At 61.8% G+C, this 15,535-nt stretch carries 14 protein-coding genes; 10 read left to right on the top strand and 4 right to left on the bottom strand.

Annotated elements, in window-relative coordinates; all coding sequences use genetic code 11:
- The coding region (locus CCD76_RS11175; RefSeq protein WP_306298801.1) for a nitrilase-related carbon-nitrogen hydrolase at positions 1-395 on the bottom strand (395 nt) is incomplete at its 3' end.
- A gap of 132 nt (positions 396-527) precedes the next feature.
- Here CCD76_RS11175 and CCD76_RS11180 point away from each other — a divergent pair.
- Positions 528-1,349, top strand: coding sequence for a response regulator transcription factor (locus tag CCD76_RS11180; RefSeq protein WP_218777020.1), 822 nt, complete (start codon positions 528-530; stop codon positions 1,347-1,349).
- A gap of 1 nt (position 1,350) precedes the next feature.
- On the opposite strand, the gene pyrB is transcribed toward CCD76_RS11180, so the two are convergent.
- Positions 1,351-2,382 (bottom strand): aspartate carbamoyltransferase, encoded by a 1,032-nt coding sequence (pyrB, locus tag CCD76_RS11185; protein ID WP_087719594.1) that lies wholly within the window; start codon positions 2,380-2,382, stop codon positions 1,351-1,353.
- A 381-nt stretch (positions 2,383-2,763) separates the two neighbouring features.
- Between pyrB and CCD76_RS11190 the strand changes: the two genes are divergently transcribed.
- Entirely contained in the window at positions 2,764-3,618 is an 855-nt protein-coding gene (locus CCD76_RS11190) for an SDR family oxidoreductase (RefSeq protein ID WP_087719595.1), read from the top strand.
- Between the two features lie 217 nt (positions 3,619-3,835).
- Here CCD76_RS11190 and CCD76_RS11195 read toward each other — a convergent pair whose 3' ends face one another.
- Entirely contained in the window at positions 3,836-4,705 is an 870-nt protein-coding gene (locus CCD76_RS11195) for an IclR family transcriptional regulator (protein ID WP_087719669.1), read from the bottom strand.
- A 192-nt stretch (positions 4,706-4,897) separates the two neighbouring features.
- Positions 4,898-5,431 (bottom strand): 2-oxo-4-hydroxy-4-carboxy-5-ureidoimidazoline decarboxylase, encoded by a 534-nt coding sequence (uraD, locus tag CCD76_RS11200; protein WP_087719596.1) that lies wholly within the window; start codon positions 5,429-5,431, stop codon positions 4,898-4,900.
- A 114-nt stretch (positions 5,432-5,545) separates the two neighbouring features.
- Here uraD and uraH point away from each other — a divergent pair, with 114 nt between their 5' ends.
- From uraH to CCD76_RS11240, 8 genes are all read left to right on the top strand, one after another.
- A complete protein-coding gene (gene uraH, locus CCD76_RS11205; RefSeq protein WP_087719597.1) occupies positions 5,546-5,932 on the top strand; it encodes a hydroxyisourate hydrolase in 387 nt (128 codons plus the stop codon).
- Positions 5,932-7,299 (top strand): 8-oxoguanine deaminase, encoded by a 1,368-nt coding sequence (locus tag CCD76_RS11210; protein WP_179208905.1) that lies wholly within the window; start codon positions 5,932-5,934, stop codon positions 7,297-7,299. Before uraH ends, CCD76_RS11210 begins: the two co-directional genes overlap by 1 nt.
- Positions 7,300-7,392: 93 nt before the next feature.
- The gene (locus CCD76_RS11215; RefSeq protein ID WP_087719599.1) at positions 7,393-8,151 is read left to right on the top strand and encodes a GntR family transcriptional regulator; all 759 of its coding nucleotides are present in this window, start codon (positions 7,393-7,395) and stop codon (positions 8,149-8,151) included.
- Positions 8,152-8,518: 367 nt separating this feature from the next.
- Complete coding sequence (locus tag CCD76_RS11220) at positions 8,519-8,731, top strand: helix-turn-helix domain-containing protein (protein ID WP_063140232.1); 213 nt, start codon at positions 8,519-8,521, stop codon at positions 8,729-8,731.
- Positions 8,732-8,792: 61 nt separating this feature from the next.
- Positions 8,793-9,506 carry a hypothetical protein gene (locus CCD76_RS11225; protein WP_218777021.1) on the top strand — a complete coding sequence of 238 codons (714 nt, stop codon included), beginning with the start codon at positions 8,793-8,795 and terminating at the stop codon, positions 9,504-9,506.
- Complete coding sequence (locus CCD76_RS11230) at positions 9,493-10,044, top strand: BREX protein BrxB domain-containing protein (RefSeq protein WP_087719601.1); 552 nt, start codon at positions 9,493-9,495, stop codon at positions 10,042-10,044. The genes CCD76_RS11225 and CCD76_RS11230 overlap by 14 nt, the downstream gene beginning before the upstream one ends.
- 14 nt (positions 10,045-10,058) lie before the next feature.
- The gene (gene brxC / locus CCD76_RS11235) at positions 10,059-13,496 is read left to right on the top strand and encodes a BREX system P-loop protein BrxC (RefSeq protein ID WP_087719602.1); all 3,438 of its coding nucleotides are present in this window, start codon (positions 10,059-10,061) and stop codon (positions 13,494-13,496) included.
- 176 nt (positions 13,497-13,672) lie between these two features.
- Positions 13,673-15,409 (top strand): RNA-binding domain-containing protein, encoded by a 1,737-nt coding sequence (locus CCD76_RS11240; RefSeq protein ID WP_087719603.1) that lies wholly within the window; start codon positions 13,673-13,675, stop codon positions 15,407-15,409.
- Positions 15,410-15,535 lie beyond the last annotated feature (126 nt).

Genomic DNA, 15,535 nt, shown 5'->3' on the forward strand with positions numbered 1-15,535 from the left:
AGGGTGTGCAGAAACCAGGGGGTCATTACAGGCTGAACCAGCGTGCGTTCGTCCGGCCACAGGTGGGTCTTGCGGTAGCGTAGTGCGATACCGTCTTCGGGCGTGATCAGTACGGTAGTGTTGAACACGGTCTCGCCCTCTCGCTCCAGCAGGCCGATGGCGATCGCCAGATCGCGATCGCGACTGGCCTCGATCAATGCCTCGAGTTCCGGCCCGTCGAGCGTCAGGGCACGATCGAACACATGCTCAGGTTCGGCAAAGCCACTCAGATGCGTTTCGGGAAAGACGATCAGCGCGGTATCGTCGTCGACGGCATGAACGACCTCGAGCGCTCGGGTGAGGTTGTGCTCGATTTCGCCTTCACGGCTGGCGAGTTGTGCCAGGACAAGCTGCATGGAACACTCCGGGAAGTTGTGATTGGAACGGGAGCTGATGGCCTTCAGTATCCCCAATCCCGCGCCACTGCCTATCCCGCAAGCGGGGTAACCCGATTGGGGGATTCGGCTTGGCTTGAAAGAGAAAAAACGATGACCCAACGAGCTCGGCCGGAGACAGGCTCAGCTGAGATGACCTCGCTGGAAAGCCTGGAGTGGCATCGCGCCTTCGGCCAACTGGCGGAGAACGTGGATCGTGCCGGCTTCTGGCTGGCTCTCGTCCGGCGGCTGGCGAGTGAAGTGCACTTCGATACCTGGGTGGCGCTGGTCTTCGACCGCCAGCAGCCGCCCCGTATCCTCGCCGAAAGCGACGAGGACGACGGTGCCGACGACGCGCTGTTTCAGGACTATCAGCGTGGCCTGTATCTGCTCGATCCGTTCTACATCGATGCCTGCGAGCGCGTCCGTTGCGGCCTGTTCACGCTAGCCGAAGTGGCGCCGCAGCACTTCACTCGCACCGAGTACTATCAGCGCTATTTCCAGCGCAACATCGTCGCCGACGAGATCCATTTCAATCAGACGCTGGATGACCGCCGGACATTGTGCCTGTCGCTGGGCTCGACTCGCCCATTTTCCCGGGAGGCGCTGGGCAGTCTCGCCCTGATGCAGCCGTGGCTACTGGCGCTGATGCGGCTTCGCATGCATTTCGAGCCGGAAGAAGATGGTGCTTCCGGGCCACATCCGTGGCATCCGCAACCGGACAAGGAGCTTGACTTCGATTCACGCTACGCCTTGACCGAGCGTGAGCGCGAAGTCAGCCAATTGATGCTGGGTGGCAGCTCGACCAAGGAGATTGCCCGCCGTCTGGCAATCTCGATCGAGACGGTGCGCGCCCACAAGAAGCATCTCTACGACAAGCTGGGTGTCAGCTCGCAATCGGAGTTGTTTTCGCTGTTCTGGCAGGCGCGGCGCTGATTCAGAGCGTGCGGTCGTCGACGCCGAAGCTCGGCGGCACGAACCAGCGTACGTCACGCGGATCCTGTTCGATCAGGTCCTCCACCTGCAGCAGGTGGGCGAAGATCGCCATTCGCATGGGAATGCCGTTGTCGGTCTGGCGGAAGATCGCCAGGCGCGGGTCGCCGTTCAGGTCGGTGCTGAGATCGTTGGCGCCGGGGCGGCTGTCACGCGGCAGCGGGTGCATGACGATGGTGGTCGGCGAGCAGCGGCGGTCGAGGAAACCGCGATCGACGACGAAATCCGAGGTCAGCTCGGCGAAGCTCTCCGACATCTCCGCAGTGAAACGCTCGCGCTGGATCCGAGTAGCGTAGATCACGTCGACATCATCGAAGCTCTCCGCCAGATTGGGGCGCGTTTCGATGCGATGCCCGCGCGAGGCGACCAGATCGATCAGGTGCTGCGGCATTTCCAGCCCCGGCGGCGAGACCAGCGTGATCCGCAGCGGTTCGTAGAGCGACAGCAGCTTGATCAGCGAGTGCACGGTGCGGCCGTATTTCAGATCGCCGGTCAGCAGCAGGTGGGCACCGGCCAGCGGCTTGCCCAATCGCGCGAACTCCTTGGTGATGGTGTAGACGTCCAGCAGCGCCTGGCTCGGGTGCTCGCCGGGGCCGTCGCCGCCGTTGATCACCGGCACCTGGGTCGCTTCGGCGAATTCCGCCACCGAGCCCTGCTCGGGGTGGCGCATGACAATGGCGTCGACGTAACCGCCCATGACGCGGCTGGTGTCGTAGAGCGATTCCCCCTTGGCCATCGAGGAGAAGGTGAAGCCGGTGGTGTCGCAGACGCTGCCGCCGAGCCGGCAGAAGGCGGCGTTGAAGCTGATCCGGGTTCGGGTGCTGGCCTCGAAGAAGAGGTTGCCGAGCACGGCGCCTTCGAGCACGCGGGTCACCTTGCGCCGCTGGGCGATCGGCTCCATGCGCTCGGCAATGCGGATCAGGTGGTCGACGGCGTCACGGGAGAGCGAGTCGACGGAAAGCAGGTGCGAAGGCATCGGGAAACCTCGTTGGCGACAGGTGGCGAAATCGGGCTGGCCGAGCGTAGCGGCCTCGGTCGGGCGCTCGGTCGGGCGCTTGGTCGGGCGATAGTGTAGCGCCGTGCGTCATCGGCTTCACGCGTGGCGGCGATATCGTCCCGGCTGTCGAATATTCCCGTTCGCCGGGCTGGTCAACTGTCCACGGGCGGCTGTCTCCTGCGGCGTCTTCGATACCGTTAATCTGGCTTAAGATCCGGTAGCGGGATTTGAATGAATCCGCCCAGGCTTCCTATGCTTTGGGAGCGCCGTGACAATCCATTGGAGGATACGCCGCGGCGAGAAGAGACGGCGCCATTCAGCCGCCATCGTTCATTCGATTCGATTCAGGAGGGAGCCAGAATGTCAGAATCGCATTTTCCCCCGCAGCATCAGGCGCAGCAGCCGGGCGACGAGCATGACATGCAGCCCGAGCCGGAGTTCATTCGCGACGACTATCGCGGCACCGACAAGCTCAAGGGCAAGGTGGCACTGATTACCGGCGGCGACAGCGGTATCGGCCGCGCCGTGGCGGTGCACTATGCCCGTGAAGGGGCCGATTGCGCCGTGGTCTATCTCGATGAGGATCGCGATGCGGAAGACACCAAGGCGCTGGTCGAAGCCGAAGGTCAGCGCTGCCTGCTGCTCAAGGGCGACGTGGCCGACTCCGCGTTCTGTCGTGAAGCGGTCGAGCGCACGTGTCAGGAGCTGGGCGGTCTCAATATCCTCGTCAATAATGCCGCCGAGCAGCACGACTGGGACGATGTCACCGAGATCACCGACGAACAGCTGCAGCGCACCTTCGCCACCAATATCTTCAGCCACTTCTATTTCGTGCGCGAAGCCCTGCCGCACATGAGCGCCGGTGACACGATCATCGCGACGTCATCGGTCAACGCCTTCAAGGGTAACGCGACGCTGATCGACTATTCTTCCACCAAAGGGGCGATCCAGGGGCTGGTACGTTCGCTGGCGCAGTCGCTGGTGGATCGCGAGATCCGCGTCAATGCGGTGGCGCCGGGTCCGGTCTGGACGCCGTTGATTCCGGCCAGCTTCGATGACGAGAAGGTCGAAAGCTTTGGCGGGCAGGTGCCGATGCAGCGCGCCGGCCAACCCAGCGAGATGGGCCCGGCCTACGTCTACCTGGCCAGCCAGGAATCTTCCTACATGACTGGCCAGACGATTCATCTGAATGGCGGGGTGATCCTGAATACCTGAGGAAACACTGCATAAGTGTCTGTGCAGGCGAATCGGCTTCGTTGCGCGGTGCTGGAGCGCCAGCCCGGTCGAATCCTCACATATATCCCAATATGCTCCGGTTGCTGCGCTCCGTGCGCCTTGCGACGGAATGCCGCCCACTTCATCCTGCTCGACGACTTATTCAGCGTTTCCAGAGGCAAAGTGCCTGCGCTCGACGACTTTTCGGACCAAGCACCTATGCCGGCGGTTCGGTCGGCGTCTTGCCGCCGATCTTGGCGGTGATCTCGCGGGCGGTCTCGGCGACCAGGGCGGCAAGCTCGGGCAGGCGGGAGTCGTCGATCCGGGCCACCGGGCCGGAGACGGAGATCGCGGCCAGCGGCAGGCCGCTTTCGTCGTGGAGCGTGGCGGCAACGCAGTTGAGACCGATGGCATGCTCCTCGCGATCGACGGCGTAGCCTTGGCGGCGAATCTCGACCAGCTGCTCGCGCAGCCTGTCGACATCGGTCAGCGTGTTGGGCGTTTCCCCTTCCAGCGTGCGTCCGGCCACGATCTGCTCGAACTCCTGCGGCGGCATCCACGCCAATAGCGCCTTGCCGACGCCGGAAGCGTGAAGTGGCGCCCGCGAGCCGAGCCGGGTGATCATCCGCATCATCTGTTTGGATTCGCTCTGAGCGAGATAGACCACCATGCCGTCGTCGCGGATGCCGAGATTGGCGGTTTCCCCCGTGGTGGCGGTCAGACGGCGCAGAAACGGGCGCGCGGTGGCGACGAAATCCCGCGCTTCGAGAAAGCTGTTGCCGATGCGGAAGGTCTTGACGTCGATCTTCCACAGGCCGCTTTCGACATCCTGGGTGATGAAGCCCTGCTGGAACAGCGCCTGCAACAGGCGGTGCGTGGTCGAGGGCGCCAGATCGACGTCTTCGGCGATATCGGAAAGTGCCAGCCCGTCCGGGGCTGCGGCCAGCCCTTCCAGAATGGTCAGACCCCGTACCAGCGACTGGCTGTGTCCGCCGCTGCTCTTGGCGCTGCCGGCCGGCCGGCCGACGGAACGGCGTTTGGGCTCCGCCGCGCCGTGTCGTGGCTGATCGGTCGCTGTCGCCCGAATCCGCTCCTGGTCTGTCGCCCGAACCCGCTCCTGGTCTGTCGCCCGAATCCGCTCCTGGTCTGTCACCCGATTCCGCTCCTGGTCAGTCGCCCGATTCCGCTCTTTGTCCGTCACCCGTCGCCGCTCTCGTGTTCGTCCGTGGTCAGGCGCTCAGGATAACCGCTCGCTCTCCCAGTGTCTGTGCGCCAGCGGCTACGACTTTCGGTCGGCTCGCTGCTCCAGGCGCAGCAGCGCGATCCGGTGGATCTGCTCGATGGCGGTGCGACGCTCCTCTTCCGGGGAGTGATTCAGGCGCGTCTCGAACGCATCGAGGATGGCGTGGCGGTCGAGCCCGCGAACGGCGATCACGAACGGGAATTCGAAGCGCTCGCGGTAGGCCTGGTTGAGCTTCTCGAAGCGGGCGAACTCTGCCGGCGTGCACTGGTCCAGGCCGGCGCCGGCCTGCTCCGAGCGGGAGTCGTCGGTCAGCTCGCCGGCGACCGCCGCCTTGCCGGCCAGATCGGGATGGGCGCGGATCAGCGCGAGCTGGGCTTCCGGCGATGCCGCGTCTACCTGCTGGCGCAGCCGCTCGGCCAGCCCGGCTGGGGTGTCCTGCGCCTCGCCGAGACCGGTATCCCAGCTCTGCGCCGCGATCCACGGCGAGTGTTCGTAGATCTCGCCATAACTGACGATGAAGGCGTCGCGATCGAGCTGGCTGGGGCGCGGGGAGAGAAGCATTGTGGTCATGAGGACTCCGGTTGACCTTTGTATACAAACGCACTTGAATGAGGCTAACGCTTTCCGCGCCCGGCAATCCACTGTTTTCGCGCCCGCCGCGCATGCCACCCTATCGAGGTCTTCATGAGCGAAACTCCCCACGGCTATCTGACCACTCACGTGCTGGACACGGCGCTGGGCCGCCCCGCCAGCGAGCTGCGCATCGAACTCTATCGGCTGGAGGGCGGCACGCGCCTGCGTCTGGCCGACGTGAAGACCAATGCGGACGGCCGTTGTGATGCGCCGCTGCTCGAAGGCAACGACTTCACCGCAGGCGTCTACGAACTGCTGTTTCACGCCGGTGACTATTTACGGGCCGGCCACACATCCGGCTTACGTGCCAGCCAAGCCGCCGAGGGGCATTTTCTCGATCGGATTCCACTGCAGTTCACGGTCGATGCACCGAACGAGCATTATCACGTGCCGCTGTTGCTGTCGCCGTATAGTTACTCGACCTACCGGGGCAGCTGATGACAACGACACTGATCCATAACGCCGAACTGATCGCGACGTTCGACGATGCCGAGCGCGAACTGCGCCATGCCAGTATCCGGCTGGAGGACGATCGCATCGCTGCCATCGGTCCGGCGGAAGAACTGACAGAAGAGCGAGCCGGACCGGCCGACGTCGTCATCGATGCTCGCGGCCATGTGATCCTGCCGGGGCTGGTGAATACCCACCATCACTTCTACCAGACCCTGACGCGCAACCTGCCCGCCGGGCAGAACGCCGAGCTGTTCGACTGGCTGGTGACGCACTATCCGATCTGGGCGAGGCTCGATCCGGAGTCGATCCACGCCAGTAGCCAGATCGCGGCCGCCGAGCTGCTGCTCTCCGGCTGCACCACGGCGGCGGATCACACTTACCTCTGGCCCAACGGCGCGAGCATCGACGACCAGATCGCGGCGGTCTCCGAGCTGGGGCTGCGCTTTCACGCCTCGCGCGGTTCGATGTCGGTGGGCGAGTCCCAGGGCGGGCTGCCGCCGGACAGCGTGGTGGAGTCGGAACAGGCGATCCTCGACGATACCCAGCGTGCCATCGAGCGCTATCACGATGCGTCCGAGCGAGCGATGACCCGCATCGTGGTCGCGCCCTGTTCCCCGTTCTCAGTTTCCCGCGAGCTGATGGTCGAGAGCGCCGCGCTGGCCCGCCATTACGGCGTGCATCTGCATACGCACCTGGCCGAGACCCGCGACGAGGAAGCTTTCTGCCGCGAACGCTTCGGCTGCACGCCGGTGGAATACGCCGAGCAGGTCGGCTGGGTCGGCAGCGACGTCTGGTTTGCGCACATGGTGCATCCGCATGCCGACGAGATCACACGGCTCGGTGGCCACTGCTGTGGCGCCGCGCACTGCCCCAGTTCCAACATGCGGCTCGGATCGGGGATCGCCCCGGTGATGGCGATGCATCGGGCCGGCATGCGCGTCGGCCTGGGGGTCGATGGCAGCGCGTCCAACGACGGCTCGCACCTGCTGGCGGAGGCGCGCCAGGCGATGCTGCTGGGACGGCTGCAGGGCGACATGAGCGAGATCACCGCCCGCCGGATGCTGTGGTTCGCCACCCGTGGCGGGGCATCGGTACTGGGGCGGGACGATATCGGCCAGCTCGCGGTGGGCAAGGCCGCCGATCTCATCGGCTTCCGGCTCGATTCGCTGGCGCTGGCCGGCGGCGCGCTCCACGATCCGCTGGCTTCGCTGGTGTTCTGCCAGCCGCCGAACGTCGACCTGTCGATCGTCAACGGCGTGCGGCGCGTCGAAGGGGGCCGGCTGCTCGGTCACGATCTCGACGCCATGGTGGCGAGGCACAACGCCTGCGCCCGGCGGCTGGTCGAGGGTTGAGGAAGGCGGAGGCTGTCATCTCCAAGGGCGGCGTATACAATCGAGCCATGGATCGATGGACGTGGAAAAGTACGCTGGGTGGAGCGAACAACGATGGCAACAACCGCGAACGCAGCGGCAGGGCGGAATGAAGGGCAAGCCGGCAAGCCGGCCAGGCGCAGCCGGGGCGCCGGCAAGGCGGGCAACGGCGCCGAGCGTCACGAAGCGATCTATCAGCAGATTCGCGAGGCGATCGTCGAGCATCGTCTTCGGCCCGGGGCGCGTCTGCGCGAGGACGCGCTGGCGGAGGTGTTCGGTGTCAGCCGCACCGGCATTCGCAAGATTCTCCAGCGACTGGCGCTCGAGTATCTGGTAACGCTGACGCCACGCCGGGGCGCCAGCGTCAGCCGACCCACGATCGAGGAGGCGCGAGACGTCTTCGCCGCTCGCCAGCTGGTCGAATGCCAGCTGATGCCGTGGGTTTCCCGCCGGCTCAAGCCGGCCGACGCCAAGGCGTTGCGCGAGCTGGCGAAGAGCGAACGCCAGGCCTTGCGGGCCGGCGAGCAGAGCCGGGCCATCCAGCTTTCCGCCCAGTTCCACCAGCGCCTGGCCGAACTCTCCGGCAATACGCCGCTGGCCGAGTTCATCGAGCGCCTGTGTTCGCGCTCCTCGCTGATCCTGGCGGTCTATGGATCCTCCGGCCATCTGGGCTGCGAATCCCACGATCACGACGAACTGGTCACGATGCTGGAAGCTGGCAAGGAAGCGCGCGCGGTCGCCTTCATGCAGCGCCACCTCAAGGCGATCGAGGCGTCGCTGTCGATCGAGGAGAGTGGCGACGAGGCGCCGGATCTGGCGCAGATATTCGGCTAGCCGAAGTATATTCGCTCGGTTGCTACTGACTTAGTGGTGTGATCGCTAGAAATCATCATCTTTTTCAATGATTTAAGAAGCGCAAACTATCGTCTTTTGCAAGCGCCTCGCTGCGTTAAGCAATTTCGCGGGCTTGCCTAATTCTTCCTGTAACTGCTTCTTTCTGTGGCTGCTCTCTGCGTTTCTCATTCCTGGCCCATATTTGGCGGATGCTGCTTTCTGCGCCTCTATCCGGCTCAAACCTGTTGAGTGCATGATAGCGCCTCTATACATTGGCTTATCAATTTAGGTCAGGGCACTGCTCCGCCCGTGAGATCCTGCCGCCTCAGACGGGGCGGCAACACCATCGCCCATAGGAAGCGAAAACATGGCCGAGATGGAAGACCGCTGGTTATCCGTAGATGAAATAGGCAAGCACCTGGGTGTTAGCAATGACACGGTATACCGCTGGATAGACAAACACTCCATGCCAGCCCACCGGGTGGGCCGTTTTTGGAAGTTCAAGAAAGATGAGATTGATGAGTGGGTACGCAACGGCGGAGCAAGTGACACCAGTGGCGACAATGGCAAAAAATCATAAGTCGCTAGCCCGGTTCGGGTTTCGTTTCGAGCGGGGAGGAGCACACAGCTCCCGAACCGTGATGCTTGACGAACTGGCAACGCTCCTTGGCTATGTCGACCGCGAAGAAGTCTCGAAAGGCGACTACCTGCGTGCTGTCGAAGAGGACAACTGCCTCGCCAAACGCTCGGGAAAAACCCGGAGGTTGACCTACCGTCACCTGGCGGAACTCTATTCTTTGGATACCGCCCACATCCTGTTTCGCGCCCTCCGGCATTTTTGGAAGCGAGATGAAGCAGGGCGCCCACTGCTGGCCATGCTGTGTGCCTATGCCCGCGACTCCATCTTTCGCTCCACGGCGCCCTTTATCCTGAAATGTCCGGAAGGGACAGTGATCAACAGGGAGTCCCTGGAAGAATTTATCGACAGCCAGGAACCTGGCCGTTTTAGCAAGGCAACCCTGAAATCGACAGCTCAGAACATCAATTCAAGCTGGACCAAGTCAGGCCACTTGACCGGTAGGGTGAAAAAAATTCGCACCCATCCCACACCCACTCCGGGGAGTGTTTCATACGCACTTTTGCTCGGATACTTGACCGGAGCCCGAGGGCAGGGGCTCTTTCGCACCGAATATATAAAGTTGCTCGATTGCCCACGCGACAAAGCCATCGAGCTTGCGGAGGAGGCCTCACGTAAGGGCTGGATAACCTTCAAGCGGGTGGGGGATGTGATCGAGGTGCTTTTCCCGAGCCTTATCAACCAGCAAGAACAGGAGTGGCTGCGTGAGCAGGGTTAGACGGTTAGTACAATCGTACAGCAGGCATATATCCATCCCCTGGCGGGACGATGCGGCTGCCGCACAGCGCGTCATTTTCTGTGTGTATAACGAGAACGAGGAGCGCTGGCTCCGTGCCCGGGTCGATGAGTTTGAAATTGTCACCAAACAGGCCGGTCACGACTGGGCGCTGTTTGATTTGACCAACACCTTTGCAGCTTGGCTCAGTAGCCAGCGCTATGCCAAGAGCTACTTTCAGAAGCCACATTTACTCGCCACTGTGTTGCCCAAGTATCTCGATTACATCGTGAATGAGTTCGAGCGCTTTCTGGACAGCCGCAATATTGGTGAGAACGCCGTGGTGGCAATCCAGGGCGTTGGATCACTTTTCGGCTTCCTGAAGGTGAAGGATGTGGTCGACAAGCTCGCTCCCCAGGTACCCGGGCGGCTGCTGGTGTTCTTTCCTGGAAGCTATGAAAACAACAACTACCGACTGCTGGACGGTTACGACGGGTGGAACTATCTCGCCATGCCCATCACGGCGGATAAGGATTACTGAATAAGAGGTTGTTAATGAAGAATCGTGACATTTATCAGAAGGATCCAACCACCCGGAAGCTGGTCAACGAGGGGGTGGCAAGCGTCAACGACGAGACCACCGGCCATGCCCTGGCGGTTCTTCGCTACGAGCTGGAAACGTTCGTTTGTGATGGTCAGTACGAAAAAGGGATGTCACACATCCTCGAAACCTACCTCAAGAATATCGACCAGGCCCAGCAGCCGGCCGTTTGGGTGAGCGGGTTCTATGGCTCCGGCAAATCCCATCTGGTCAAAATGCTGCGGGCGCTGTGGGTGGATACCGTCTTTGAAGACGGAGCCACGGCCCGGGGAATTGCCCAATTGCCCCAAGGCATCAGCGATCACCTGAGAGAACTTAGCACTCAGGCCAAACGTCATGGTGGCTTGCATGCTGCGTCCGGGACCTTGGGCTCCGGTGCCAGCGGCAGTGTGCGCCTCGCCCTTCTCCGAATTCTGTTTAAATCTGTGGACTTGCCTGAGCAGTACCCGGTTGCCCGCTTCGTCATGTGGCTCAGGCACGAGGGCATCTATGACCAGGTGCGCAATCAGGTGGAAGCCAACGGCTTCGACTGGAATGAAGAGCTGGATAATTTCTACGTAGCTGAGGGTCTGCACGATGCCCTGGTACAGGCCAAGCCAGCCCTGTTTACCTCACCGGCGTCTTGCGTCGAAACCCTGAACAACCTGTATCCGTACGTTCAGGACATCTCCAGTGACGATATGCTCAAGGCCATTCGCCAGGCTTTGACACAAGAGGGCAAATTCCCGCTGACGTTGGTCGTTCTGGACGAAGTTCAACAGTTCATTGGCGAAGACAGTCAACGCTCCATTGCTGTACAGGAGGTTGTTGAGGCCTGCTGCAAGAACTTTGCTGGCAAGCTTCTGTTCATTGGTACCGGTCAGACCGCCGTTACCGGCACCAGTAACCTGAAAAAGCTCGAGGGCCGTTTCACCATCCGCGTTGAGCTCTCGGACGCCGATGTGGATGCCGTGATCCGCCAAGTCATCCTGGCCAAGAAGCCGGAAGCCAAGTCCCCCATTGAGCAGATCATGCAAACCAACCTGGGGGAAATTTCCCGGCACCTGGCGGGCACAACCATTGGCCACCGTCAGGATGACTTGCCCTACTTCCCACAGGATTATCCCATCCTGCCGGTTCGCAGACGTTTCTGGGAAAACACCCTTCGCGTGCTGGATCAAACGGGCACCGACAGCCAGTTGCGCAACCAGCTCAGCATGGTGCACAAGGTCATCCAGACCAACCTGGAGGCCCCTCTGGGCTATGTGGTGCCAGCCGATTACCTGTACTTCGATTCCGCCGACAAACTACTCCAGTCGCGCATTCTGCCCCGCAAGGTTCATGAAAAAACCATGAGCTGGATCAAGGGCTCGGACGACGAACGCCTGATGGCTCGTGCCTGTGGCCTGGTGTTCCTGATCAACAAGCTGGGCGGTCAGAACAACGAAGTCGGCATTCGTGCCACGGTGGATTCCCTGGCGGACTTGCTTGTCGAGGACCTGTCCAGTGGGAGTAGCAGCCTGCGCAGCAAACTTCCGGGATTGCTGGATCGCTGCGAGCTGCTGATGAAAGTCGGCGATGAGTACCGCATCCAGACCGAAGAGAGCGCCGCTTGGACAGACGAATTCCTCAGCCAACGCGCGGCCCTATCCAGCGAGGCGCACCGCATTCATGCCGAACGGGATGACCGTATCCGCCGCACTTTTGGCGAAGCGGCCCGTAAGCTGTCGCTGGTTCAGGGCGATGCAAAAGTCACTCGCGATATCTACCCGGTGTTCGACGCACAGCTGCCAGACGATGCCGGCCAGCGCATTTGCGTCTGGGTTCGTGATGGTTGGAGCGGCGATGAAAACTCCGTGCGTGCCGACGCCCGGCAAGCCGGTAACCAATCGCCCACCGTATTCGTGTTCATCCCCAAGCGCTCTGCCGATGACCTACGTCACCATTTGATCGACTACAAGGCAGCCAGCGCCACCCTGGATAAGCGGGGCGTGCCCAACACCCCGGAGGGCACAGAGGCCCGGGCTGCCATGGAAACCACCAAGCAGACTGCTGAGGGCAAGATCCGGGAATTACTGAACGAAGCCTTCTCCGGAGCCCGTGTTTTCCAGGGGGGCGGTAACGAGATTCTGGGCAACGATCTCCAGGAAATGATCCTGGAAGCCGCCAATAACGCCCTGCAACGGCTTTACCCTCACTTCCATACCGCTGACCATGCCGGCTGGTCCAAGGTTTACGAAAAGGCCCAGAAAGGCGCGCCAGACGCCCTCAAGGCTGTGGGTGATGATGGCGAACCGGCCAAGAACCCGGTGTGCAAAGCCATTCTGGCAGCCATTGCCGGCGGCAAAAAAGGCGCGGATATTCGTACCCACTTTGAGTCTTCCCCCTATGGCTGGTCCCGCGATGCCGTGGACGGAGGCCTCCAGGCCCTGCTGGTGGCTGGCCTTATCCGCGCCCAGGACGAGCGCGGCCAACCTCTTGAACCCTCCAGCCTGGAGCGCAAGAGCATTGGCAAAACCCTGTTCAAGGTAGAGTCCGCCACGGTCACTACCCCCCAGCGTATCCAGATCCGTAAGCTGCTGCAGAAGGTGGGCTTGTCCGCCAAGCAGGGTGAGGAGCTGGCGTATGTGCCTCAGTTCCTGCAGAAGCTTTCCGACCTGGCTGACGAGGCCGGCGGGGAGGCGCCCAAGCCGGAGCGCCCGGACACCAGCTTTCTTGACGATATTCGCCTCACCGCCGGCAACGAGCAATTGGTGGCGCTCTATAACCGACGCGAAGAGCTGGCCTCCAACATCGAGACCTGGGAACACCTCTCGGAGCGCATTCACCAGCGCTGGCCCAACTGGGCGGTATTGAAGCGACTGATGTCCCATGCAGGCGGGCTCGACGATGCCGATGTCTTCCGGGCTCAGGTGGAAACCATTGAACAGCAGCGACAGTTGCTGACCGACCCCGACCCGGTGGCCCCGCTGATTACCAGCCTGACACAGGCGCTCCGGGATGCACTGAATCGACTGGACCAGGATTACCAGAAACGCCACGAGCAAGGCATGGCTCGCCTGGCCGATGACAGCAACTGGCAGCAACTGGAGCCCGAACAGCGAAACCAGCTGTTGGCAGACCAGCGCCTGACCCTGGCCGATCAGCCCAAGGTCGCGGTTCAATCCACCCAAGAGGTGTTGAATACGTTGGATCTGTGCGCTCTGGCCATGTTTGCCGATCGCGTCGCCGCACTTCCCAGCCGCTTTGACAATGTGGCCGTGGCGGCAGCCGAGCTGTGCGAGCCGGAGATCCAGTTTATTCACGTACCCCGCCGCACGCTGAAGTCTGACGCAGACATCGATGCCTGGGCCGAGGAAGTGAAGCAACAACTCAAGGCAGCGCTGCCAGACGGGCCAATTTCCGTCAAATAAAGAGCCAGTTAAATAACGGGAAAAACTGTGATCAAGGCACCTCGACAAATCGTAGCGAGCCGCCCGAGTGCAAGGAGCCGCGCAATGAGCGACGAGACATATCAGCCGGATAGGCGAGGAGCGAATGAGCACGCGACGCCGCAATCGGGTGGCGCAGTAGATTTGACGAGGTGCCGATGAGGACTGCCGCCAACATAGAGTCCCTGCTCCCGGAACTGGAGCACTGCATCGCCGATGATCTGGAAGACCAGGACCTCGACTTCAAGCAGTGGGACACGCAAAGCCGCGACAAAGCGGTGAGAACCGTGGTCCAGATGGCCGTATGCATGGCCAATGGCGGCGGCGGTACCGTGGTGTTTGGGGTAGCCGACCGGTCCCGGGGGCGTGAAAGTGCCATTCTCGGCGTTCCGCCGGAAGTCGACATCAACCTGCTGAAAAAGGCGGTTTATGACCAGACAGACCCGAAAATAACCCCGGTATTCGAAGAGCTGGCCGTACCGGAAGGCACCGGTCGCCTGCTGCTTATGCAGATCTACCCCGGCATGCCGCCCTACACTGACAGCGCTGGCCGGGGCACCATCCGGGTAGGCAAGGATTGCCAACCGCTCACCGGCACCTTGCGCCGCAAAATCGGCGTGGAAACGGGCGAGACCGATTACACCGGCGAAGCCGTCTCCCTTGTGGCCCCCTCTTTTGTGGAAAGCGAGTTGCTATCCGCCACCGCCCTCGAGTCCCTACGCAATCAGGCCCGCAAGGAGCGGGCGCCGGAGGATCTGCTGCGCCTGACCGATGTCGAGCTGCTGTCCACCTTGGGCCTGATCAAACACGGCAAACTGACTCGCGCGGCGCTGTTGCTGGCCGGTACCGAAACCGCCATCCGGGAACACCTCCCCGGCCACAACTGGACCTTCCTGCAAATGATCTCGGATACCGAGTACGGCATCCGGGAGGACCGGGTCAGCGCCTTGCCATTGTCCGTTCAGCGCATTGAAGAACTGCTGGTCCCCTTCAACCCCATCACCACCTATCAGCAGGGCCTGTTCCACTACGAATACCGCACCTGGCCGGAAATCGCCGTGCGCGAGGCGTTGATGAACGCCTTCTGCCATGCGGATCTGCGCATCGCCGGGCCGGTTATGGTCAAGCTTTACCCGAACCGGCTGGAAATCAGCAACAACGGGGGCTTTATTGCCGGCATTACTCCCAACAATATCCTCCATCACCAGCCCGCCGCCCGAAATCCACTGCTGGTGGAGGCGCTGACTCGCTTACGCCTGGTCAACCGCAGCAACCTGGGAATAAACCGCATGTTTTCCGCCTTGCTCATTGAGGGCAAGGAACCGCCGCAGATCCGCGAAATCGGTGAATCCGTGCTGGTGAGCTTCCCCAAGCGGGACCTGAATGCCGCCTTCCGTCTGTTCGTGGCCGAGGAGAGCGAGCATGGCCGCAACCTGGGCGTGGATGAACTGATGCTGCTGCAATACCTGCTCCAGCATCCGGAAATAGACACCAACACCGCAGCCACCCTGTGCCAGCGTGGCGAAGCGGAAATGCGGGAAAAGTTATCCACAATGGAATCGGCTGGTTACATTGAACACGGGGGTACCGGGCGGGGCGCATACTGGTGCATCCAGCCCGAGCTCTACAATCGGTTGGCAGAGGATGGCCAGGGCGAAGCCCGCCGCCGCATTGACTGGGAAGCCGCCAAAACCCGCGTACTCAGTATTCTGATGGAGCGTGCCCGTCGCAATGAGCCGGGCCTGAGCAACAAGGACATCCGGCAAATTACCCGCTTTGACCGCAACCAGGCCCGGCGTCTGATGCAGGAGCTGATGCAGGAGAACGCCAGCCTCCAGAAGGTAGGGGAGCGGCGTTGGGCACGCTATGAATACAGCAATGCGCGTGAGCATTGAAATTCGCATAGAAAAACTTCTATGCGCATACTATGCGTTTAATGGATAAAGTGCGCATATCGGTGCGTACCGATGTGCCAGGAAAAGTGCTTTAACGGCACCAAAGCCGTAGCCGTGGCATCACTT

Origin of the sequence: Salinicola salarius, from assembly GCF_002179555.1 — a bacterium.
Lineage (GTDB): Bacteria > Pseudomonadota > Gammaproteobacteria > Pseudomonadales > Halomonadaceae > Salinicola > Salinicola salarius_A.